Consider the following 23,125-nt stretch of genomic DNA (forward strand, 5'->3'; position numbering starts at 1 on the left):
TACAACTACAATCGCTTAACCCGGAGAACAATAAACTCTGCCAAAACATTCACTACCAGAGTTAGAAAAAACAGAACTAAAGCAGCGTACATTAAAGCTGAAATTTGTAGCCCACTGGCTTCAGAAAATTGGCTGGCCAGTAGAGACGAAATTGTATTAGATGGAGCGAGTAAGGAAATATTAATGTTGTTGGAATTACCAATCAACATTGTTACAGCCATAGTTTCTCCCATTGCTCTCCCAAGTGCCAACATCACCGCGCTGACAATGCCAGAAAAGGCAGCGGGGATAATAACTTGAAAAATTGTTTCCCAACGGGTTGCTCCCAATCCGATCGCTGCTTGACGTAAACTAGAGGGTACAGAAATTAAGGCATCACGGGAAATAGCTGTGATAATTGGCAAAGTCATAATTGCTAATATCACTCCAGCCGGTAGCATTCCTGGACCAGTGGGTGGGGTACTAAAAAATGGTATCCAGCCCAAAGTACTATGCAGCCACTTTCCCAAATTAGTTAAAATCGGAACTAATACAAAAATGCCCCATACTCCATAGACAACACTAGGAATAGCTGCGAGTAGTTCTACTAAAAATACTAGTACCAAGCGCAGTTTAGATGGCAAAAAATTCTCGCTCAGTAAAACAGCCGTGCCGACACCAATAGGTATAGCTAATAACAATCCTAGAAAAGAACTAATCAGAGTGCCATAGACTTGTGGCAGCACCCCATATTCATTATTTACAGGGTTCCAAGTGGTTTTAAATAAAAAGCCAAAACCAAACTCTTGAATGGCAGGCCAAGCCCCAATAGCAACCTGTACAGTGATCCATAATAAAGCTCCCGCGATCGCTAGAGCAAAAAGCTGTGTCAACCAAATAAATCCCTGATCTAGAGATTTGTCTATTTCCGAGCGCTGTTTAATCGCTGATGGCATATTCTGAAAATTTGTAGTCATAAATACTGACTGTAAAAATCAAATCAGAAAAAATGTGAGAGGGAACCAGACTTAAGAAAAAAGTACCGAGTATTGAGTACCGAGTACTGAGTATGAACCCACTAAATAATCAAAGCTGTCCTGATATTTAGTGACTACAGCAAGCCCTAATTATTGCTTCGTTGTTTTTTGCATCTGACACACTAACTAATCAGGGTTCCCAACTGATTGGTCAATTAAATTATTTTGGCTAACCTATTGTTTGAGTATTGCGGTTAGACAAAAAGCCGAGACTAAGTGCCTTATCCCAACGACAATTTTTAACGCCAACCTACTTAGTTACTCGCACTAGTACCATCACCAACAGCAATTTTATAGTCAGGACTGATTTGGTCAGCAGCAGCAGCCACTTTAGCAGCCACATTTGCGGGTAAGGGAACATAACCTAATTCAGGAGCAAGTTTTTGTCCTTCAGTCAAAGCGTACTCAATTGTGGCTTCAACAGCCTTGGCTTTAGCCGCATCAGAGTATTTTTTATAAGCCAGAATCCAAGTGTAGCTAACAATAGGATAGGAATCAGCACCTTCTGGATCAGCAATAAAGGCGCGGAGATTTGCTGGAAGAGTTACGGCTTCCAGGGTTTTAGAGGCTGACACCTCGTTATCAGATATAAATTTACCTGCTTTATTTTCTAAAGCGGCAAACTTAATATTATTTTGTTTGGCGTAGCCATACTCAATGTAACCAATAGAACCTTGAGTTTGTTGGATTTGGGCTGTCACACCTTCATTACCTTTAGCGCCAACTCCCACAGGCCAGTTTACGCTTTTACCATCGCCAACTTTAGTTTTCCACTCTGGGCTAATAGCACTCATGTGTTTTGTAAACACACCTGTAGTCCCACTACCATCAGCACGATATACAACAGTGATTGGTTGTTTGGGCAGCTTGGCTTCAGGGTTAGCTTTTGCGATCGCTGGATCATCCCATGACTTGATTTTACCTAGCAATATGTCAGTGTAAACTGTTCGTGGTAGTTTAATCTCAGGAACGTCTGGCAGATTGTAAGCCAGTACAATGCTACCTGCACTCACAGGCAGTAAAAGCACGCCTTTATCCTGGGGTACTTTGGCGATTTCTTCATCACTCATCGCCACATCACTGGCACCAAAGTCTACAGTACCTTGGACAAATTGCTCAACACCAGCACCGCTACCCACTGACTGATAACTAACTTGCAAATTGGGATACTTTTTGTTTAAATCAGCAAACCAACTTGCATACAATGGCGCTGGGAAAGTTGCACCAGCACCAGTTAAGGTAATATTTCCACCAAGATCCAGTTTGGCTGGACTAGAAGCAGTGGTGTTTTGAGTAGTTCCAGGAGTTTCAGTTGTAGCAGCCTTGTCTGGGGTTGACTCTCCGCCACAAGCAGCTAGACCTAGTGTCAGTGCTAATACGGTTATAGAAGCTTGAAGACAATTATTCTTTACTGGAATTAGACGTAATAGCATTGTTGTCAAAATTTTGTGAATTGCCAGATGAGCGCCTCTAAGATACCTCTTAATGATTCACCCTAAGGTAAACAAAAGGTAAACAAAAGGTTAATAAAGCAATGTTTTTTTGTTCTTGCAGACGAATAATGAAGATATACATCATTAATATGTGCCATATATTATACTGATTAACCGTAAATTTTTCATAATAATTACTGGTAATTATTCGGCAATATTTATTTTTTTAATCAAGTTACATTAAATATATCTAAAATGCTTGCAGAACGTGGTAGATTTATGGTTTTACAAAGCAGTTAGGATATCTGAAACCTAGATTAGTATCGTTCGCTTATACTGATAGCTGTTAGTTTTTTCTTTGGCCTTTTTCCCTGTTGCCTGATAAATGTTTGCTGCTTCCAATCAATTACTTTGGTCCATGATTGGCTTACTCCTGACAATGGGTGGCACGTTCCTAGAAGCCTATGGCACTACCTTTCCTTGGAGTTGGAGTCAGCAAGGAATTAAAACTTTTTCATTAGGTGTTAGCTATCAAATTGGCGCAGTGCTTTTGGTAGGTTGTTTAGGAGGCAAAAATGCTGGTGCGCTTTCGCAAATTGCTTATTTAGTCATGGGATTAACTTTATTACCTGTATTTGCCGAAGGAGGCGGTATCGGTTATGTTAAGTTATCTCAATTTGGCTATCTCCTGGGCTTTATTCCAGGTGCTTGGATTTGTGGTTATTTTGCCTTTAAAGCTAGACCTCGGTTAGAAACACTGGCTTTTAGTTGCTTTTGTGGCTTATTAACAGTACACATCTGCGGTATTGCTTATTTGATGATCAGCTATCTTTTCCCTGGCAGAGGTGCAGAAAATTTACCTTTAATACAAGCAATTCTAAAATATTCCTGGTTTTCACTACCAGGGCAGTTAGTTGTAGTTTGTGCTGTCACCATAGTAGCTTATGTGCTACGACATATAATGTTTTATTAGTCACTAGTGGTCTGTCAAATGACCAATGACTAATGACTAATGACTAATGACTAATTTACCATGCGTTTAAAAAATCGCCTCTTTTGGATTTCTGCCTTATTCGCTTTTTTTCTTGACCAACTGACAAAATACTGGGTAGTGAGAACCTTTGCTTTAGGACAAACACTACCATTATTGCCAGGGATATTTCACTTCACTTATGTCACAAACACTGGTGCAGCTTTTAGTCTGTTAAGTGGAAGAGTAGAGTGGTTACGCTGGCTATCATTAGGAGTAAGTTTAGTCTTGATAGCGATCGCATCACTAGGCCCAGTCTTAACTCTTTGGGAGCAGTTGGGTTATGGTTTGATTTTAGGTGGAGCTATGGGTAATGGTATTGATAGATTTTTCTTAGGCTACGTAGTTGATTTTCTTGACTTTCGCCTAATTAACTTTGCTGTATTTAATATGGCAGATTCTTTTATTAGTATTGGTATTGTTTGCTTGTTAATTGCCTCATTGCCACAAACACCAACTTCTCATCGAAGATAAATCTAAGATTAAGAGGTAGCGTTACCCAAATTTAAATCTCCATCGCTAAATCAGTGGATTTTTGAAATTCAAAAATGCAATGGTATTAGTGATAGAGATTATTTTTTAATACAAATGTTTTAACAATGCCTTACTTGAACAAATAAGCGTAGCGAGACTTGTTCATTAAGGAGTGCGAATATCAGATGCAGGAGTTTGTGGCACAATAGTTGCGGGTACTTGATTAGAAAGACCTTCATCTTGTTTAGTAGTGCTACCTGAATTACCAAATTCAAGTGAAGAAGGGCTTTGTGGTGCAGGAATTGATTGACTAGAATTATTAGACTCTGGGGAAGTTGGTGTTTCTGGTACTATATTTGTATCAGGATTAACGTTATTTTCACCAGGATTAGTTTCTACTGCTGGAACCGGAGAAGGGACATTGGCATTAAGCGGTGTACCACCTGGACAACGGGAATTCAGAGGGAAATATTCACAGAGAATTTTCATCCCTTCAGGTGACATTTTAATTTCCGTTGGCGAACTAATAGATGAGTCACTCGATTCGGTAAACAAGGATTTACTAGGTTCAGCCATAGCAACATTACTAGTAAATGCCAAAGTTATGGCTGTACCAATTAAGGTCAGAGATTTTCCCTTCATTCTGAAATTAACCTCAAGGTCAACGGAACACTTCGCTAATTAAATCAAACAATTTATTGGACAAAATCTGCCTAAATGAAGATGTAAATTATTGGGAAAAGTGATACTACTCTTGAGTAAAGGTAACATTTAAAACTTTTGTTAATTTCATGGTAGTTTTTAGAAATACAAAAATAAATATAGTAGCTGAACGTAAGTGAACAGCTTTTTCAGATAAAATAAGCATCTGATTGGAGTAGTAAAAATATCTGAATATATAAACTAGTGCAAAAAATCACCAGTTAGTTTTGCCAGCTAGATATAGCCATGTATTATAGGCTACAATAAAAATTCAGTACATTCAATTTATTTTTGGCTTGTGAGTAAAATGGTGTCAGACTAGCATTAAAATTGCGATCCCTGCAATTTTGTCTTCACTATATAGATGTGATGTGATATAGCCGATGAGTTTCCCGCAACCTCCTCAAAAGCCACAAACTTTACTTGGTCAACTGACTCAAGCAGTAAATACTATTCAAGCTAGGGTTGATTTTTCCAAACTGGCGCTCAAGCCTAATGCCAAAGTACCGGAACTCTGGGTGCAGGATGCGGGAGCGGATAAAGCGGAAATATACCCCCTATTAGGCGATCGCTATATTCTCGGTCGTAGCTCCAAATCCTCCGATATCGTTGTCCGTAACCCAGTAGTTAGTCAAATTCACCTCTCCCTCTCTCGCGATTCCAGCCAACGAACGCCAATTTTCACCATCAAAGACGAAAATTCTACCAATGGAATTTATCTTGGTAAGCGACGAGTCACTTCTCTCGAACTGCGTCATGGAGATGTTTTTACCCTGGGTCCACCAGAGCTTGCTGCCTCTGTCCGATTACAATACGTCGATCCTCCAGCCTGGTATATTAAAGTAGCGACTTGGGGGTTTTATGGTGTTGGCAGTGTCAGCGCTTTATTGGCCCTAGGAATTGGTATTGAATGGACTAAATTTACTGTCAAACCCCTACCGACAGCTACACAAGCCCCTGTAATTGTTTATGCCCGTGATGGCTCTACCCCACTCCGAGAGCCTCGGAATATTGCTCACGTAGACCTAAAACAGTTGTCAGAGTTCGGCCCTTATTTACCTGCTGCTGTCGTCGCTTCTGAAGACAGTCGTTATTACTGGCACTTTGGGGTTGACCCTTTAGGAATTTTGCGAGCCGTACTCATCAATAGCCGCACAGGTGATGTCCAACAAGGCGCTAGTACTGTTACCCAGCAAACTGCCCGCAGTTTATTCCGCGATTATGTAGGTAGACAAGATTCGTTGGGGCGTAAAGTCAGGGAAGCAATTGTCTCACTGAAGCTAGAAACCTTTTACAGTAAAGATGAAATCTTACTCTCTTACTTAAATCGGGTATTTTTGGGGGGGGATACTTCTGGGTTTGAAGATGCAGCTAAATATTACTTTGAAAAGTCAGCTAAAGAATTAACTCTCTCAGAAGCGGCGACACTGGTAGGTATCTTACCTGCTCCCAACGCCTTCGATTTTTGTGGAGATGGGCCAAAGAAACTCGGAGCAGCTGATTACCGCAATCGAGTGATCAAACGAATGCTGGAAATGGGCAAAATTAGCCCAGAAGAAGCCAATCGCGCCAGACGATCTACCGTCCAAGTTAGTCCCAAAGTCTGTGAAAGGCAAGCTCAGACAATTGCCCCTTACTTTTATAATTACGTCTTTCAAGAACTGGAATCAATTTTAGGGGAAGGAGCAGCAAGAGAGGGTAACTATATCATTGAAACCCAGTTAGATCCAGCCATTCAAGCCCAGGCAGAATCAGCACTACGAAATTCAGTTAGTAACGCAGGTTCAAGTTTTCGGTTTTCACAAGGGGGTATGGTAACTCTGGACTCTAGAAGTGGCAGTATCTTGGCAATGGTAGGAGGAGTTGATTACAGAACAAGTCAGTTTAATCGTGTTACTCAAGCAAAAAGACAACCTGGTTCCACTTTCAAGATTTTTGCTTACACTGCTGCACTTGAACAAGGAATATCATCATCCAGAAGTTATTCCTGCGCGTCTTTCCCTTGGCAAGGTTTTACCTACAAGCCCTGTCGGTCTGGTGGCGGTGGTAGTTTAGATATAGCCACAGGTTTAGCTCTTTCTGAAAACCCCATTGCTTTAAGGGTTGCCAGAGAAGTGGGATTAAATAAAGTAGTGGATATGGCCAAGCGTCTTGGGGTACAGTCCTCACTTGATCCAGTTCCTGGTTTAGTTCTAGGTCAAAGTGTCGTCAATGTTTTAGAAATGACTGGAGCTTTTGGCGCTATTAGCAATCGTGGTGTGTGGAATCCTCCTCATGCCATTAGTAGGATTTTAGACAGTAGCGATTGTGAAGATCGTCAGGATTTAAAAACCTGTCGTGTCATTTATTCCTTTGACCAAGATCCAGATGGTAACAGGCAAGTATTAAAGCCAGGAGTGGCGGATGAGATGGTGAGATTAATGCGTGGTGTCATCACTAGAGGTACTGGCCGCAGTGCTTCCCTGGGACTGGGTGAAGGGGGGAAAACCGGTACAACTGATAAAAACGTGGACTTGTGGTTTATTGGTTTTATTCCTAGTCGGCAACTTGTCACTGGTATTTGGTTAGGTAATGATAATAATTCCCCCACATCTGGTAGCAGCGCTCAAGCCGCTCAGTTATGGGGAAATTATATGGGGAGAATTACTAAATAAATTCGTAATTCGTAATTCATAATTCGTAATTAATCTTCAATCATGAATTAAGAAATAGTGATTACGAATTTATTAATCTTCAATTACGAATTACGTTCGCGGAGCGTTTCCGCAGGAAATATTAGTAATTACGAATTATTATCTGTACCCCTGCCAAGGACTAACTTCCAATGTTCCATTAGATTTAAATACTACTTGGAAGTGAGCTAGGGGTTCTTTGTTGTTAGGAGCAGCTGCATTTGAACCGTATACTGTTTGGAACATTTGTGGCAATGGTGTTTCTCGAAAAAAGTCAAATGCTACTTGGTTGAGTGGTTCATAGTCCGCAATTACACCAATTGTGTTTACTGCTACCCGATATTTTAAATCTTTGTTAAAAGTAGGTGTAATGCTCCAATTTTGGCGAATTGTTTTATAAAGCTTTTGGTTTAAATCTTTGACTGTGTTAGTGTCATTGATTTTTTCGCCGATTACCTCTGGTTTTCTAGCATATCCCAGCCAAGGACTGACTTCTAAGATGCCTTGTTTAGTAAAGACTACTCGGAATTGGGCGATACGTTCGTTAGCAATATTACGGTTAGCAGGATTGTATAGTAGATTTGGCAGTGGGGTTTTGTCTACTGCTTCATTTGATCCTTTGTTTACAGCTTTATAACCGACGATGCTACCATCAGCAGCTACACCCAAACGATAAATTAAATTCTCTTTTACTTCAGAACGATTATTCCAAGCTGGGTGAATTTGGTTATAAACTTGGCGATTTAATGCGCGTAACTGGGAAGGATCTGTAATTTCTGGAACTGAATTTAGAAGTGCTTCTAAATCCTTAATAATTGCGGTGGGTGAGGTTGTCGGTGTTGTGGTTGGTGTTTCCGAGGCTATGGCTGTGGGTGAGGTTGTCGGTGTTGTAGTTGGTGTTTCCGAGGCTATGGCTGTGGGTGAGGTTGTCGGTGTAGTGGTGCTGGACTGTTCTTCTGGCTTTGGTTCTGGTGGACGTACTTGGGGGGGAGGAATTAAGCTGAAAGCGATCGCAGCAACGGCTAAAGTTGATAATCCTACAGTCGCTGGTACTGCTTGTTTTAATACCGCTTGACTAGTACCACCATAACGTCTGGTGACAGGTTGTAGTTCCAGTGATAATTCTGGTAAAGTTTGGGTGTCAGCAAAAAACTGATCTACAGCTTCAACTAAATCAAACAACTGCACAGTATTCAAATCAACTTGAATAAATGGCTGTTTAAGATCATTTGATTTAGACTCAAAACCTTCGGTAGCAATTTCTGAATGCACAATCAACTTATGTCGATTGCTATCAATTTTTTGCAACTCTACTAACTCTGCATCATTATGTGCTTGGGGGTTGGGTACACTACTTAAAAATTCTTGGGCATAGGCACTGACTGCTCTCACCAAGCTTTCAAAAAATTCCCGCCCTCCGGCTATGGGCTGAGTATAACTAGATAAATAGCATTCTGCATTGACCAATATAGATAGCTCTGGACGCAGTTCTTGAAAGTGACCAGATAGGGTGACATCACTTAACCCTTCTAAGAGCAGCGTGCAATTAGGTAAACTGTATTTACGTTGAATATTCATTCTACTTCACCGTCAAAAAGAGAAATCCAGAACCGCTGCATTCCAGCTGTACCTGTGCAGAATAGTAATTTTCCTAATAAATCTATAGCCAGGTCATCTAATTTTTCATCAGAATTTAGGGTTAATAAAACAGAACGTCTGGAATTCATCCGGCTTTTAAAATGCGCTCTAAACCTTTCTAGGTAATTAGCTAGACGTAGATTTTGTTCTAGTGGAATCTGTTTTTCAGACAATTGCTGATATATCATTAGTAACTGACGGATGACAACTGTTAAGCGTCGGGCTATGTAGCAAGCAATCACTACTAAAGCTTTCGCTTCTATGATACTTAACGGGCGGCGGATATGCGCTCTTCGTAAGGGATTAGAAGCTCTCATTCGCCATAAGTTTACCCGATTTTTAATAATTCCTGTCAGGTCTAACTCTTGGGCAAAGGCGAGGATAGCTTCAGAACCGCCAAGCTCTAAGGCTTCAATTGCAAGCAACATGAGGTCTATTTGCAAAGTGGTTCTGCGGGGGCATCCCTGTCCAGCGATCGCTGGATCTGGTAAAGTATCCAAAATCATGGGCATTGCCTCAGGAGTTGGACTATCGAACGGCGTTAAACTTGCGGAAACATTCATTTTCTAAAAAACCTTCTGCGCTGCCAACAAACTGAGTGAAACAAAATTTAAGATAGATAGCCAAACCAGCACTTAGGCTGGTGGTGACATGAGCATCTCAATATATACAATACTTACTTTCGTTACTCACATATTTCCCTATACTGTAATGAAAGTTTTAAACCATTAAATCACCTACTTGTTTAAGGTTAGTAGCCAAGATACATCAGCTGGGATCAAATTTTAAGTTATTGTCAACAAGTGACGAAACACAAGCCTCAATCTCCAGCGTATGACATTATAGTGTACGATTTTTCAGGTATCTGGAATCAGGGATTGGGGACTAGGGACTGGGGAATCGAAAGCAGAGGCTAGAAAACACTCCTAACCCATTACCCATTACCCATTACCCATTACCCATTACCCATTACCCATTACCCATTACCTAATCACTGTTTTATGGATTTAAAGTCTCTGATTCGTGACATACCAGATTTTCCTCAACCAGGAATTTTATTTAGGGATATTACCACCTTACTGCGTGATCCAGAGGGTTTACGCTATACTATTGACTTTTTAACACAAAAATGTATTGAATCTGAATTTCAGATTGATTGTGTTGTGGGAATGGAGTCGCGGGGGTTCATTTTCGGCGCACCTTTAGCTTATAAATTAGGATCTGGTTTTATTCCTGTCCGCAAAAAAGGAAAATTACCAGCGGCAGTTCACAGTATTGATTATGAACTAGAGTATGGTACAGACAGCTTAGAAGTGCATCAGGATGCTTTGCAACCAGGTAGCAAGGTTTTGATTGTAGACGATTTGATTGCTACGGGTGGAACTGCAAGCGCGACGGCTAAGTTGGTACAGAAGATTGGCTGCGAACTTGTGGGGTTTGGGTTTATTATCGAGCTACGGGATTTGCAAGGGCGTAAACATCTGCCTGATGTGCCGATTATTTCTTTGGTTGAATATTGAAATTAGAAGGAGTCAGGAGTCAGAATAAATTCGTGGGCGACTTAAACCCGTTTATACTCCTGCCAAGAAGCAAGCTACATCCAGCATTTGCACAGAATTCAGAATTAAATTCTGACTCTTGAATTCTTGATTGTTAATTATTGGATTACTCTAAGTGATAACTGGCAAATTATGACATCTACGAAAATTTCCCTGGAGACAACTCGGAATGCACTAGTGAGACTAGTGACAAATGAGACGTTTATTTATGTAATCAAAAGATTATTGCAGGCGCTATTAACGATTTTTTTAGCGTCGGCTTTGTCGTTTTTTATCATGAAGTTGTCACCAGGAGATTATGTAGATACACTGAGACAAAACCCAAAAATTTCACCAGAACGGATTGAGGAAATACGACAACAATTTGGGTTAGATAAGTCTTGGCCAGAACAATTTGTATTTTGGTTGAAACAAATTATTACTAAAGGTGATTTTGGGACAAGTTTTGTTTACCAACGTTCTGTATCGTCGTTGTTATGGGAAAGAGTACCAGCGACGTTGTTGTTAGCGATCGCATCTTTAATTGTAACTTGGGCGATTGCTATTCCCTTGGGTACACTTGCTGCCGTTAAGCAAAATCGCCCCACAGACAAGATTTTACAGGTATTGAGCTATGCTGGACAAGGATTCCCTAGTTTTATCACCGCCTTATTTCTCTTATTCTTAGCCCAAATAACTACCCCATTATTCCCAGTGGGTAACATGACTAGCATCGATCACGCTGAACTCACAGGATTGGGTAAAATCTTAGATATTGGCTGGCACATGATTTTACCGTTAATTGCCCTAAGTATCACCAGTTTTGCCGGGTTACAACGCATCATGCGTGGACAATTATTGGATGTATTGCGTCAAGATTATATCCAAACAGCACGCGCTAAAGGACTACCAGAAAACCGCGTTATTTATGTTCATGCATTGCGAAATGCTATTAACCCCTTAATTACTTTATTAGGCTTTGAATTAGCAGGTTTATTAAGTGGTGCATTTATCACAGAAAACTTCTTTAACTGGCCCGGTTTAGGAAAGTTGACTTTACAAGCCGTTTTAGCAAAAGATCAATATTTAGTAATGGCCAGTTTAGTAATGAGTGCAGTTTTATTAATTATCGGTAATTTAATTGCTGACTTAATGTTAAAAGCAGCAGATCCAAGAATCAAATTAGAAGATTTAAATTAGTCATTATTCAATTTTTCCTTTCCCAATCCCCAGTACCTAGTCCCCAGTCCCCAGAATTATGCTTTCTGAAGTTTATTATATTATTCGGTCAAGAACAGATGGTAAATATCTCACAGCGCGTGTTGATGATAACACATCAGGATATTTATTATTGTTTAAAGAAGATTTTGATGCTCTCAGTTATTTGAACACCCATGCAGCTGATTTAGCCAATCGTTTAACCGTCGAATCTGTTACAGGTACACAAGTAGGAAGTTTGGTAAAACGTTGGAGTTTTGCTGGTACAGGAATTGTGAGTGATCCTTTATTACCTAAAATTAAATTTTTGCAGCATAGTTAATTTTTTAGGTGAACAAGGAAGCAATAATCTATTTTACCGAACATTCTTAATTATCTTCTATCCTTATTCTGACAATTATAAATCCTGAAAATCCGTTAAAGTTCAATTCCTGCATCTCTCAATCTTTTTTCCAATTCTTGTAAACGTTGTAAGGCTGCTTCTTTTTCCCTTCGTTCTTGTTCCTTTTCTCTTCTTTCTTTTTCTACCGACTCAAACCCCCACAATAACAAATTACCTTCTTTATCCCACCATCTTAACCAATATCCTTGACGATTTTCTCGCTTTCCTTCCCAAACACCAATAAATAATTCCATCTCCTCTAACCAATAACGGTTGTTTTCATCTGGAGAACGTAATTGATATTTTCTTAAATCTTGTAAACGATGAACTTCTAAAACACCGCTATCTGGTTCAAAAATTAGATAGTTGGGAACTTGTAAAACCTCTTCATAAAAAAACCATTTACCAGGTGGATAAGTCCGTTTGCTAGAATATTCACTCCCATTTGTATCAGAAAGAAATTCCATTACTACCACAGGAATTTCACCCTGTTTGTGAGGGGTGTAGCTGCGTTTTACTTGCTCTCTAGAGACGGTAATTTGCGGTATGTAAGCCCAATCAGGTGCTTTTACAACAAATTTGTCGTTAACTGTCGCACAGATGCCGTAATTGGTTGTAGAGAGGGCAGTTTCTGGGAGCTTTCCTGCTATTTGTAGGCTTTCAGTTAATGCAGCAGCTAAAGAAGGTTGATTAACATTATCCACTGGTTCATCATCTAAAATGAAATCTTCCGGTAATAGTTCCCAGGTAATATTATTGTAGGTCGAAGCAGTGACAACCATAGCAATTAGATAAAGGGATTAACTATTAGTATATAGCAGTTTTTGATAAGAAACCCCTTCCCGCAAGCGAGGATGGGGCTATGATCTACCTTATGTAAATCTTTAAATCCTGTAAATCCTGATTCAGACAATTAAAGATTTGGGCGGGCAAGATGCCATTGGTGTCAAGTTAAGAAAAATGGATTTGTGTCAAGAGTGGGAAATAAATGGTAAAAGTCAACACAGGGGTGTTGAAAAGAGCCATGAGTAAACCAAGGAAAAAACAAGGGAATCCAGACTTTCGCCATCAAGTTAGCGTACCTGCTCCAGCTAGTGAAGAAATAGAATCACGGTTGATTGGGCTATTAAGTCCAGGGACATTTGCCAACCTCAAAGGGGTAAAAGACAAAGAGCGAAGCTTGCGCTCAAGAGTATTAACCCTACCAGTAATGGCAGCAATAATACTGAGTCTAGTATATCGACAAGTACAACACTTAACAGATGTATTGCGCTGCCTAGAAGTAGAAGGATTAATGTGGGTAGAGGCAACAAAAGTCAGCAAGCAAGCTCTGTCCCAAAGACTCAACAGTTTACCGGCGCATCTATTTGCCAAGATGTTTGAGCAAGTAGTAGAACGTCTAGCAGCAAAAAGGAATGCAAAAGAATTAGCTCCAGCCTGGGCATCAGTGGCGCAGAGATTTTCCGCCATTTGGATTTGTGATGCCTCAACACTCGAAGCCATGAAAAAGCACTTCGGACAATTGCAAGAAAAAACAGGTTCAGTGTTGGCAGGAAAAATGCTGATGGTAGTAGAAGCTTTCACTCATATTCCTGTAGCAGTTTGGTATGATGCTGATGCCAAGCGGAATGAGACTCGTTGGTGGCAAGCATTGTTAGAACTTTTACCTGATGGTGGTTTACTCATAGTAGACATGGGATTTTATGGTTTTGAGTGGTTTGATTCTCTAACTGCTGCCGGCAAGTATGTTCTCACGCGCCAAAAGGAAAAGGTTAGATATAAGGTAGTGCGTGTACTTTCTAGCGGCTCTCACTACAGGGATGAAATTATTCAAATGGGATTGCATCATACCAACCCATGTCGCTATCCCATGCGCCAAGTATCCGTATTATGGGGTAAGACTTGGTATCATTATTTGACTAATGTTCTTGACCCACAACAGCTTTCACCACAGGAGGTTTGTGATTTATACCGCCGACGTTGGCGAATTGAGGACGCATTTTTATTGACTAAGCGTTTATTGGGCTTGTCCTATTTGTGGGTTGGTGGCACTAATGGTGTACAGATGCAAATATATGCTACCTGGATTTTCTACGCTGTCCTCAATGACTTGTGTGCTGATGTCGCTATTGCTTTACAACAACCTTTAGAACGCATTTCTGTGGAAATGGTTTTTCGCAGTTTATATTTTTTCCACCGCGCACTTTTACTCGCTCCTGATTTGCAACTTATTCCTTGGCTTGTCGAACATCATCGTTCTATGGGTTTAGTCAAGGCCGTCCGTCAACGTCACCGACGAACGGCTGCTCGCTCTCTTGACATTTGGGCTGATGCCTTAACTTGACACCAATGGCAAGATGCCCACCCCACAAGATGATAGAATGATCTAAACTACAGCTTTTTCCAATATCAATTTAGAACGCTTCACTTGTTCAGGAATAGGCACAGGATAATCACCAGTAAAACAAGCAGAACAGAAACTATTAGTATCTTCTCTTGTTTCTTCTAACATTCCTTCCCAGCTTAAATAAGCGAGACTATCAACTTCTAATTGTTTGGCTATTTCTGCTACTGATTTAGTGGCTGCAATTAATTGATCTTGGGTGTCGGTATCAATACCATAGAAGCAAGGATGAGTCACAGGAGGGGAAGAAATCCGCATATGTACTTCTTCTGCACCAGACTCACGCAATGTTTTGACGAGTTTGCGGCTAGTAGTTCCTCGGACAATGGAATCATCAACAATGATTACTCTTTTACCAGCAAGGACATCTTTGAGGGGATTAAGTTTCATGCGTAAACCTAACTCTCGCATGGTTTGGGTGGGTTGAATGAAGGTGCGGCCGACGTAGCGATTTTTAATTAATCCTTCACCGTAGGGTATGCCAGAAGCTTGGGAAAAACCAATGGCAGCAGGTATACCAGAATCAGGAACTCCAAAAACTATATCGGCATTTACGGGGGATTCTTTGGCTATTCTTCGTCCTAAGCGCATTCGATAACTGTATAAAGTTTCGTTGTGCATGAGGCTATCAGGACGCGCAAAGTAGATCATTTCAAAGATACACAATTTGCGTTCAGGCTGTTGACTCCAATGGAAGGAGGCTAAACCTGCTTCGGTGATCCAAACTAATTCTCCTGGTTCGACATCACGCAGGTATTCTGCACCGATAATATCTAAACCGCAAGTTTCGGAAGCGAGTACGTAACGGATAGGATCACTATCTAAAGTCCCGATTACCAAGGGACGGATGCCGTTGGGGTCACGTACACCCATGATACCATCAGGTGTACCAATCACTAGGCTAAATGCGCCTTCGCAACGGTTAAAGGCACGAATTGAACCTTCTAGCCAATCTAAACCGCTGTTGACTTCTTGAGCGATCGCATAAGCAATCATTTCTGAATCGGTGGATGTAACTAAGTTAAAATTACTTTTGAGTAATTCTTCTCTCAGTGGCACTGTGTTGACTAAATTACCGTTGTGTGCTAAAGCCAATAAACCCAAGCGAGTTTCGACAACAGCGGGTTGGGCGTTCACCTTACGGCTAGAACCGGTGGTTGAATAGCGAGTATGACCAACAGCTAATTCACCGGGTAATTCTTCTAAAATAGTTTCATTAAAAACTTGAGACACCAAACCCATATCTTTGTGCAGGTGTACGTGCGTACCTTCAAAGGTGGCAATACCAGCAGATTCTTGACCCCGGTGTTGGAGGGCGTACAATCCAAAATAGGTCATTTTAGCAACGTCTTGTTCTGGGGCATAAATGCCAAAAACACCACAAGCTTCTTCTGGCTTGTCAGGGCGATTTTCATGACTGTTGATTTGGTTGTTGGCAAGTATGGCTGCGCCACGCAAGCTATGGGGGTATTCATCCGAAGTAACGGAATGGATGGGAATCATGCTGGTTTTACTCCTGGTGGGGTGTCGAGTCAGTGGGAACTGAGGGATGGGAAATAGGGTTGAGGTAAATAGGGAACTGGGCAGGGGGCAGGGGAGAAAAATACTTGTATAGTCTCTTCTATTACCTCTTCACCTCTTTACTGTCACCTGTCACCTGTCACCTGTCACCTTCTTCTACCTCTTAATAAATCTTTAACCATCCATTAAAACAGTACCGTAAATTGGTTAAGAATCAAGTATTAATTGTAAATTTTCATTTACAAACCTTGATTTTTGATATTGATCAAGTATTGGTGTAGATAGCGAGACGTTTAGAAATTGCCTGAGAATAGCGATCGCTCATATCTTCGAGACTAACCTGGAGTAACTTATGGTTATCAGCGGTTAAAATCTCCAAATTCCCAGAATTAGTCACTGTTCCCAGTAGTTGACAATGCTCAGGAATATGCTCCTCTAAATAGGATTCCCATGCTTCTTGGTTTTCTTCACTTACAGAAACTAAAATTCTCGCTCCACCTTCACCAAAAAGAACTTCATCAAAACGGGAATCGTGATTTGCACTAATTGGGAAATTAATTTCCGCCCCCAAATTTCCAGAAAGACAAGATTCCGCTAAAGCCACAGTCACACCACCCTCAGCCGAATCATGGGCAGAATTTACCCAACTAGCCCGAATACCATCACGACAAGCTTTTTGGACACGAAGTTCCAAATCAAAATCAATTCTAGGGGGTTTACCTGCAACAGTATTATGAATCGTTGCTAAATATTCAGAAGCACCCAGTTCTATTTTAGATTTTGGATTTTGGATTTTGGATTGAATAGGTAAACCAAGAAGATAAATTATATCACCTGCATTTTGCCAACCTTGTCCGCAAATTTTTGTTAAATCAGGAATCAACCCCACCATACCCACAACCGGAGTCGGATAAATTGGTTGAGGATTACCTTCCGCATCAAAAGTTTCATTGTATAGAGAAACATTTCCCCCAGTCACAGGTGTTCCCAACTCACGACAACCTTCACTCAAACCCCGACAAGCCGATGCTAATTGCCAATAACCAATCGGTTTTTCAGGACTACCAAAATTGAGGTTATCTGTCACAGCCAAGGGTTCAGCGCCCACACAACTAAGATTCCGGGCAGCTTCAGCCACCACAGCCTTAGCCCCTTCATAAGGATCAAGATAGACATAACGAGAATTACAATCTACCGTAGCCGCAACACCGGATTTTAGATTTTGGGCCAAAGAAAGATATGAACCGGATTTTGGATTTTGGGGTGCTTCTAAAGGACGGATACGAATCACAGCCGCATCAGCACCACCCGGTAACAATACCGTATTATTCTGCACTTGATGATCATATTGGCGATAAACCCAGCTTTTAGAAGCAATGCTAGGAGTATCTAGCAAAGTTAATAAAATATCATGCCAACTTTGTAGACTTCCCCCAAGTTCAATTCCCTCAGCATTGCAAACAGGTAAACTATCACTTGTCCATTGCCAAGCTTTTTGGGCATATTCGGGGGGTTCTGTTAATAATTCTCTTTCATACAAAGGCGTATTTTCTGCCAAAGCATCAGCGGGGATTTCGGCGGCAATTTTCCCCTCAAACCAAATCCTCACAATGGGTTCTTCAATTACCGTACCCGCAACCACCGCTTGCAATCCCCAACGGTGGAAAATATCAATTAATTCCTGTTCCCGTCCCTTTTCGGCAACAAACAACATTCGTTCTTGAGATTCCGAAAGCAGATATTCATAGGGAATCATCCCCAATTCCCGCACCGGAATTTTATCTAAATCAAAATCAATCCCTACACCACCTTTAGCAGCCATTTCAGAGGTAGAACAGGTAATACCAGCTGCGCCCATATCTTGGGCAGCAACTACAGCCCCGGTTTTAAATGCCTCTAAACAAGCTTCAATCAAAGACTTCTCTAAAAATGGATCTCCTACTTGCACAGCCGGACGATTATCCATTGACTCATCAGTTAATTCGGCACTGGCAAAACTTGCCCCACCCATGCCATCCCGTCCCGTAGTTGAACCCACATACAGCACCGGATTTCCGAAGCCTGAAGCCCCTGATTTGACAATTTCCGAAGTTTCCATCAATCCCAAGGCCATGACGTTGACAAGGGGATTTCCAGAGTAGGCGGGGTCAAAATACACTTCACCCCCTACTGTGGGAACTCCAACGCAATTACCATAATGTGAAATACCAGATACTACACCTGTAAATAATCGTTGGGTTTTCGGATCATTCAAATCTCCAAACCGCAAAGAGTTTAATAAAGCTATGGGACGCGCCCCCATTGTAAAGATATCTCTTAATATGCCACCTACTCCTGTAGCAGCACCTTGGAAGGGTTCAACGGCTGAAGGGTGGTTATGGGATTCTATTTTAAACGCTAATTGTAGTCCGTCGCCGATATCCACAACTCCGGCATTTTCACCGGGTCCAACAAGGATGCGGGGGCCTGTAGTGGGAAACTGTTTGAGTAAAGGTCGGGAATTTTTATAACAGCAATGTTCTGACCACATCACCCCAAACATTCCTAGTTCGGCTTTGTTGGGATGACGGCCTAAGCGGCGGACAATTTCGGTATATTCTTCTGGTTTTATGCCTTCTGAGGCAATTTCTTGGGGAGAAAAGGGATTTTCACCAAATGTGGTCATGGAAGTTATGCACCAAGAGGACAGAGAAATATTCTATCTGTTTACGGCAATTAAGATCATGGATTTCTTTTTAATCTTGTCAATAAATTATCAATTATAAAGTTATTCATAATGTTATGATGTAACCAGTTTTTACCCTGTATTTTTATGACATTGACAGAAATTTTGCCATCACTGCGAAAATTATCTGATCAAAAAAATTAAAGCTATTCAATTTTTAGCCGCAGAATTAGCTAAAGGTGCAGAAAATTTAACTTTTCTTGAAGATGGTAAAACTTATGAAGTTTGGTCGCCTTATGATGCTTTTTTAGCCGAAAAAACTTTAACTGATATGTTGCAACAGTATTTACAAAAAGAAATGTTCTGAAAATATGAATAAACAATATAGAATATATTTAGATGTTTGTTGCCTTAATCGTCCTTTTGACGACCAAACTCAATGGCGAATTAGGCTAGAAACTGAAGCAATTTTAGAAATTATCAATCATTGTTTATCTGGCAAATGGCAATTAGTCGGTAGCACAGCTTTAGAATTAGAAATTGCGAGAACTCCAGATATAAACAGGAGAGAACAAGTACAAAAAGTCTTAACAATGGCTCATGATAAGATTTTAGTCACAGAAGAAATTTCTCGACGAGCAATAGAATTAACAACCTTTAATATTAAAAATTTTGATGCTTTTCATCTGGCTTGTGCTGAAAATAACGCTGATATTTTCCTAACCACTGATAGCCGTCTATTGTCAAAATCATTAAGCTATAAGGATAATATAAATATAATAGTTGCTAATCCAATGATCTGGTTGGCAGAAGCTACCAATAATATTGTACAAGGAGGAGAAAATGACCCCAATTGAATTATACAGAAAAGGATTTCAAGCTCTCGTAGATGCTTTAGGATATGTTGACGCTATCCGATTTATTCGTCAATTTGATAATGGTAGTGGAGACTATACAGAAGAACGTCATCAATGGTTGGATCAGGTGACAATGGATGAAATACTCGCAGATATTAAGAAACATCAAGAAACTATCTAGCGGAAAAAGATAAATAGGTTTATAAAAAGATTTATTTATTGATCAATGAGGTTAAAGATCCCCGACTTCTAGCATGAATTAATCGTTTATTAATAAGAGTGAAAAAAGAAGTCGGGGATATGGATGTGTGGTAAATATTCCTGGCTTCTGTTTGGTTTACCGGAAATTGTAACTGGATCAGGTTTATATTGACGTATAACTTTGATAATAGTAATATTTTGCCATGTAGATAATACGCAGGTGTAACCACTAAATTTTATGTCAGCAGAATTTCCTACCCCAGACAGCTTATGGATTATTACTGAAGAAGTAGCAGAAACCTCAACGACGACTATTAGCGGTGCTAGAAGTAGTGGTGATACAGGTGGATTACTGGGAAGTAAGACTACTGAGGAACAAATAATAGTCACTAAAGAAAAAGACAAAGTAATAATTACCAGACGTAAAGTTGAGGTAACAAAACTCAAGCAGGAAATGAGGGGATTTATACAAGCTATGCGAGAATGCTTGGATGAAGCCGATACTAATGATTCAAAAATTCGCTTGGATGAAGTAGAAGTTTCAGTAGAAGTCAATGGGGAAGGACAACTTAGTTTATTCGGAACTGGGGGAAAAGTAGGAGGTAAAGGCAGTCTAACTTTTAAATTCAAGCGACAACCATAGATTAAAATGGGTAAGAATTGGGCAATTAGTATTGGCATTAATCAATATGACAACCTGCAACCCCTAAATTTTGCTAAACGGGATGCAGAAGCAATGGCCGCTTGGTTTCGGGAAGAAGCCAAATTTGATCAGGTGTTTCTGTTTACAGAGGACTCTCCACCCATTCCCGCTAATACACCTATTCCTACTCAACCAACTTACGGACGGTTGCGGCGATTTTTGCAAGCACAATTTGAACAACCTCTATTAAAACCAGAAGATAATTTATGGTTCTTTTTTGCTGGACATGGTATGCGTCATGCAGACAAAGACTATTTAATGCTTGCAGATAGTGATCCTGGTGATATTGAACATACAGCTATTTCCGTTGAATATATCACTGAAAGATTGCGTCGTAGTCGTGCTGATAATGTAGTTTTGTTATTAGATGCCTGTCGAGAAGAAAGTAGTCGTAGCGGTTTGGGAATAGGTGAAGAAAAGCATCAAGGAGTAATTACTTTTTATTCCTGTGCTGCTAACCAAAAATCTTGGGAAATTGCCGAATTACAACATGGTTCATTTACCCATACACTATTAACAGGTTTAAGGTTACATGGTGAAGCTAATTGTGCCACTGTAGAACGATTAGATAGATATTTAAATTCTTCTGTTCCTCAATTAAATACTAGATATAAAAAACCTACTCAAAATCCTTACCTCAAAGCAGAACCGCCATATAAAATGTATTATATTTTATTAGAGCAATCTGCTACTCTTAAAGATGTTGAATCATTAAAGTTACAGGCATCCTTATCTGAAAATGCTGGCAATTTTGAGTTAGCAGAACAATTATGGATTAGGGTTTTAGGTGTGTCTCGTGCTGATTTAGATGCAATATCGGCTCTTCAAAGAATTGCGATTAAAAAACATACTTCAGCACCATTAATAATTCCTCAACCTATTATTAATCCTGAATCTGCTACTTCATCTAGAGGTGAGTTTACTATAGCACCTGCATCTATATCTCAAGTTGCCGAAAAAATAAAAGAAAATAATCGTAAAAAAGAAGAATATAGACAAGCTTTTTTGAAAGCTGTTGAGCAAAAATTTCCACTGGATAAAAAAAGTCGTGATAATTTACTAAAGTTACAACAATCTTTATCAATTAAACAGCAAGATATAGCGCAAATTGAGCAGCCAATTATTGTTCAAAAAGAAGCTGAATACCAAAAAGTCCAGGAAGAAGAAAAAATTAAACGGGAACAAGAAGCTAAAAGAATACGCCATAAGCAAAATATATTGGAGTATAGGCAAGAATTTTCAAGAAATATTGATAGAGAATATCCCGTTAGTGAAGTAACTAAAAATCATTTAAAAACATTACAATGTTCTTTACAACTCAGTGATCAGGAAGTATCGCAAATAGAACTTTTAAGTATTGATGAAAAAATATTAAAAGATCAACGCCAATATGCAGAGGAGATAGTAAGAAATGGACGAGAAGCTGAAAAAATATATCAACAAAATATATTGGAGTATAAACAAGAATTTTCAAGAAATATTGATAGAGAATATCCTCTTAGTGAAGTAACTAGAAATAAGTTTAAAAAATTACAACGTTCTTTACAACTTACAGATCAGGAAATATTACAAATAGAAAGACCAATTATTACTAAAAAAGAAACTGAATATCAAAAACTTCAGGAGGAGAATAGAAAAAGACAGGAAAAATCTGTAAGTTCTCCAGTAACACCACAATTAATCTTATCTTCTATAAATCGAAGACAATTTTTAACCTATGCTGGGTTAGGAGGGACAGGTTTAGTAACTACGATTGTATTTACTCAGATGTTTAAGGAACAACCAAAACCATCTGTAAAACTACCTGTAGAACCACCTGAATTATTAAAATTTAAGTTTACAACAGTAACAACAGTTGATAAGACAGGAACAAAACTCAAAAGTACCCCTAATAATGAAGCCAAATATTTTAAAGAAGATTTAGGTAATGGTATTACCTTAGAAATGGTACAAATTCCGGCTGGTTCTTTTAAAATGGGTTCACCAGAATCAGAAAAAGGTCGGAATAATAGTGAAAGTCCACAGCATGATGTAAATTTACCTGCTTTTTATATGGGCAAATTTGTTGTGACTCAAGAACAGTACGAACAAATAATGGGTAAAAATCCCTCTCGTTTTCAAGGAAAAAAACGCCCTGTGGAAATGGTTTCTTGGAATGATGCAATAGAATTTTGTAAAAAACTAAGTCAAAGAACCGGGCGTACCTATAGATTACCTAGCGAAGCTGAATGGGAATACGCTTGTCGAGCAGGTACAACTATGCCCTTTCATTTTGGTGAAACCATTACCACCGATTTAGTCAACCATGATGGTGATTATCATTATGGTGATGCTCTCCAAGGAAAAAATCGAAAACAAACTACTGATGTCGGAAGTTTTCCCCCTAATGCTTTTAGTTTGTATGATATGCACGGCAATGTCCAGGAATGGTGTCAGGATGATTATATAGATAGTTATAATAACGCGCCTACAGATGGTAGTGCTTTGACAGGTCGAAGCGATATAAAGGTGCTGCGCGGTGGTTCTTGGGGCAGCACCCCTAGGTATTGCCGTTCTGCGGATCGTAGCACCAACGGCAGCCCAGGTGTCAGAAGTAACGCCTTTGGGTTTCGGCTAGTAGTTTCCGGCGCAAGGACTCTTTAATTTTTGCCCTTTTCCCTTCTTTCCTTTA

Annotated in this window: 19 protein-coding genes; 11 read left to right on the forward strand and 8 right to left on the reverse strand. The window is 39.9% G+C overall.

The genetic code is table 11. The features are described from left to right. Positions 1-5: 5 nt before the first annotated feature. Together pstC and pstS are read right to left on the reverse strand one after the other, a co-directional pair. A complete protein-coding gene (gene pstC, locus AC012T_RS03750; RefSeq protein WP_487063223.1) occupies positions 6-956 on the reverse strand; it encodes a phosphate ABC transporter permease subunit PstC in 951 nt (316 codons plus the stop codon). Between the two features lie 314 nt (positions 957-1,270). After that, a complete protein-coding gene (gene pstS, locus AC012T_RS03755) occupies positions 1,271-2,449 on the reverse strand; it encodes a phosphate ABC transporter substrate-binding protein PstS (protein ID WP_487063225.1) in 1,179 nt (392 codons plus the stop codon). A 385-nt stretch (positions 2,450-2,834) separates the two neighbouring features. Here pstS and AC012T_RS03760 point away from each other — a divergent pair, with 385 nt between their 5' ends. Both AC012T_RS03760 and lspA read left to right on the forward strand, forming a co-directional pair. Beyond that, positions 2,835-3,422: a biotin transporter BioY gene (locus AC012T_RS03760; protein WP_487063227.1), complete on the forward strand. Its 588-nt coding sequence runs from the start codon at positions 2,835-2,837 to the stop codon at positions 3,420-3,422. Positions 3,423-3,482: 60 nt separating this feature from the next. Then, positions 3,483-3,953 (forward strand): signal peptidase II, encoded by a 471-nt coding sequence (gene lspA / locus AC012T_RS03765; protein WP_487063229.1) that lies wholly within the window; start codon positions 3,483-3,485, stop codon positions 3,951-3,953. A gap of 165 nt (positions 3,954-4,118) precedes the next feature. Here lspA and AC012T_RS03770 read toward each other — a convergent pair whose 3' ends face one another. Continuing rightward, a complete protein-coding gene (locus AC012T_RS03770; protein WP_487063231.1) occupies positions 4,119-4,595 on the reverse strand; it encodes a hypothetical protein in 477 nt (158 codons plus the stop codon). A gap of 443 nt (positions 4,596-5,038) precedes the next feature. On the opposite strand from AC012T_RS03770, the gene AC012T_RS03775 reads away from it, so the two are divergent. Next, on the forward strand, positions 5,039-7,309 hold the full coding sequence (locus AC012T_RS03775) for a transglycosylase domain-containing protein (protein WP_487063233.1): 2,271 nt from the start codon (positions 5,039-5,041) through the stop codon (positions 7,307-7,309). A gap of 138 nt (positions 7,310-7,447) precedes the next feature. On the opposite strand, the gene AC012T_RS03780 is transcribed toward AC012T_RS03775, so the two are convergent. Both AC012T_RS03780 and AC012T_RS03785 read right to left on the reverse strand, forming a co-directional pair. After that, complete coding sequence (locus AC012T_RS03780; protein ID WP_487063235.1) at positions 7,448-8,905, reverse strand: DUF4335 domain-containing protein; 1,458 nt, start codon at positions 8,903-8,905, stop codon at positions 7,448-7,450. Continuing rightward, a complete protein-coding gene (locus tag AC012T_RS03785; protein ID WP_487063237.1) occupies positions 8,902-9,528 on the reverse strand; it encodes a DUF3038 domain-containing protein in 627 nt (208 codons plus the stop codon). The genes AC012T_RS03780 and AC012T_RS03785 overlap by 4 nt, the downstream gene beginning before the upstream one ends. Before the next feature lie 438 nt (positions 9,529-9,966). On the opposite strand from AC012T_RS03785, the gene AC012T_RS03790 reads away from it, so the two are divergent. From AC012T_RS03790 to AC012T_RS03800, 3 genes are all read left to right on the forward strand, one after another. After that, positions 9,967-10,485, forward strand: a complete 519-nt coding sequence (locus AC012T_RS03790) for an adenine phosphoribosyltransferase (protein ID WP_487063239.1) — start codon at positions 9,967-9,969, stop codon at positions 10,483-10,485. Between the two features lie 171 nt (positions 10,486-10,656). Continuing rightward, the gene (locus AC012T_RS03795) at positions 10,657-11,703 is read left to right on the forward strand and encodes an ABC transporter permease (RefSeq protein WP_487063241.1); all 1,047 of its coding nucleotides are present in this window, start codon (positions 10,657-10,659) and stop codon (positions 11,701-11,703) included. Positions 11,704-11,761: 58 nt separating this feature from the next. Then, a complete protein-coding gene (locus tag AC012T_RS03800) occupies positions 11,762-12,043 on the forward strand; it encodes a hypothetical protein (RefSeq protein ID WP_487063243.1) in 282 nt (93 codons plus the stop codon). A gap of 95 nt (positions 12,044-12,138) precedes the next feature. Here AC012T_RS03800 and AC012T_RS03805 read toward each other — a convergent pair whose 3' ends face one another. Continuing rightward, a complete protein-coding gene (locus AC012T_RS03805; RefSeq protein ID WP_487063245.1) occupies positions 12,139-12,885 on the reverse strand; it encodes a Uma2 family endonuclease in 747 nt (248 codons plus the stop codon). A gap of 242 nt (positions 12,886-13,127) precedes the next feature. Here AC012T_RS03805 and AC012T_RS03810 point away from each other — a divergent pair, with 242 nt between their 5' ends. Continuing rightward, positions 13,128-14,447 carry an IS4 family transposase gene (locus AC012T_RS03810; RefSeq protein ID WP_487066390.1) on the forward strand — a complete coding sequence of 440 codons (1,320 nt, stop codon included), beginning with the start codon at positions 13,128-13,130 and terminating at the stop codon, positions 14,445-14,447. Positions 14,448-14,489: 42 nt separating this feature from the next. On the opposite strand, the gene purF is transcribed toward AC012T_RS03810, so the two are convergent. Further along, positions 14,490-16,010 carry an amidophosphoribosyltransferase gene (gene purF / locus AC012T_RS03815; protein ID WP_487063247.1) on the reverse strand — a complete coding sequence of 507 codons (1,521 nt, stop codon included), beginning with the start codon at positions 16,008-16,010 and terminating at the stop codon, positions 14,490-14,492. Between the two features lie 283 nt (positions 16,011-16,293). Continuing rightward, positions 16,294-18,693 (reverse strand): phosphoribosylformylglycinamidine synthase subunit PurL, encoded by a 2,400-nt coding sequence (gene purL / locus AC012T_RS03820; protein WP_487063249.1) that lies wholly within the window; start codon positions 18,691-18,693, stop codon positions 16,294-16,296. 371 nt (positions 18,694-19,064) lie between these two features. On the opposite strand from purL, the gene AC012T_RS03825 reads away from it, so the two are divergent. The 4 genes from AC012T_RS03825 to AC012T_RS03840 all read left to right on the forward strand — a co-directional run bounded on the left by AC012T_RS03825 (position 19,065) and on the right by AC012T_RS03840 (position 23,097). Beyond that, entirely contained in the window at positions 19,065-19,550 is a 486-nt protein-coding gene (locus AC012T_RS03825) for a PIN domain-containing protein (protein WP_487063251.1), read from the forward strand. After that, positions 19,537-19,731: a hypothetical protein gene (locus tag AC012T_RS03830; protein WP_487063253.1), complete on the forward strand. Its 195-nt coding sequence runs from the start codon at positions 19,537-19,539 to the stop codon at positions 19,729-19,731. The genes AC012T_RS03825 and AC012T_RS03830 overlap by 14 nt, the downstream gene beginning before the upstream one ends. Before the next feature lie 258 nt (positions 19,732-19,989). Beyond that, the gene (locus AC012T_RS03835; protein WP_487063255.1) at positions 19,990-20,394 is read left to right on the forward strand and encodes a Pepco domain-containing protein; all 405 of its coding nucleotides are present in this window, start codon (positions 19,990-19,992) and stop codon (positions 20,392-20,394) included. 6 nt (positions 20,395-20,400) lie between these two features. Next, a complete protein-coding gene (locus tag AC012T_RS03840) occupies positions 20,401-23,097 on the forward strand; it encodes an SUMF1/EgtB/PvdO family nonheme iron enzyme (protein ID WP_487063257.1) in 2,697 nt (898 codons plus the stop codon). Positions 23,098-23,125 lie beyond the last annotated feature (28 nt).

Source organism: Anabaena sp. EIM26, assembly GCF_057568715.1.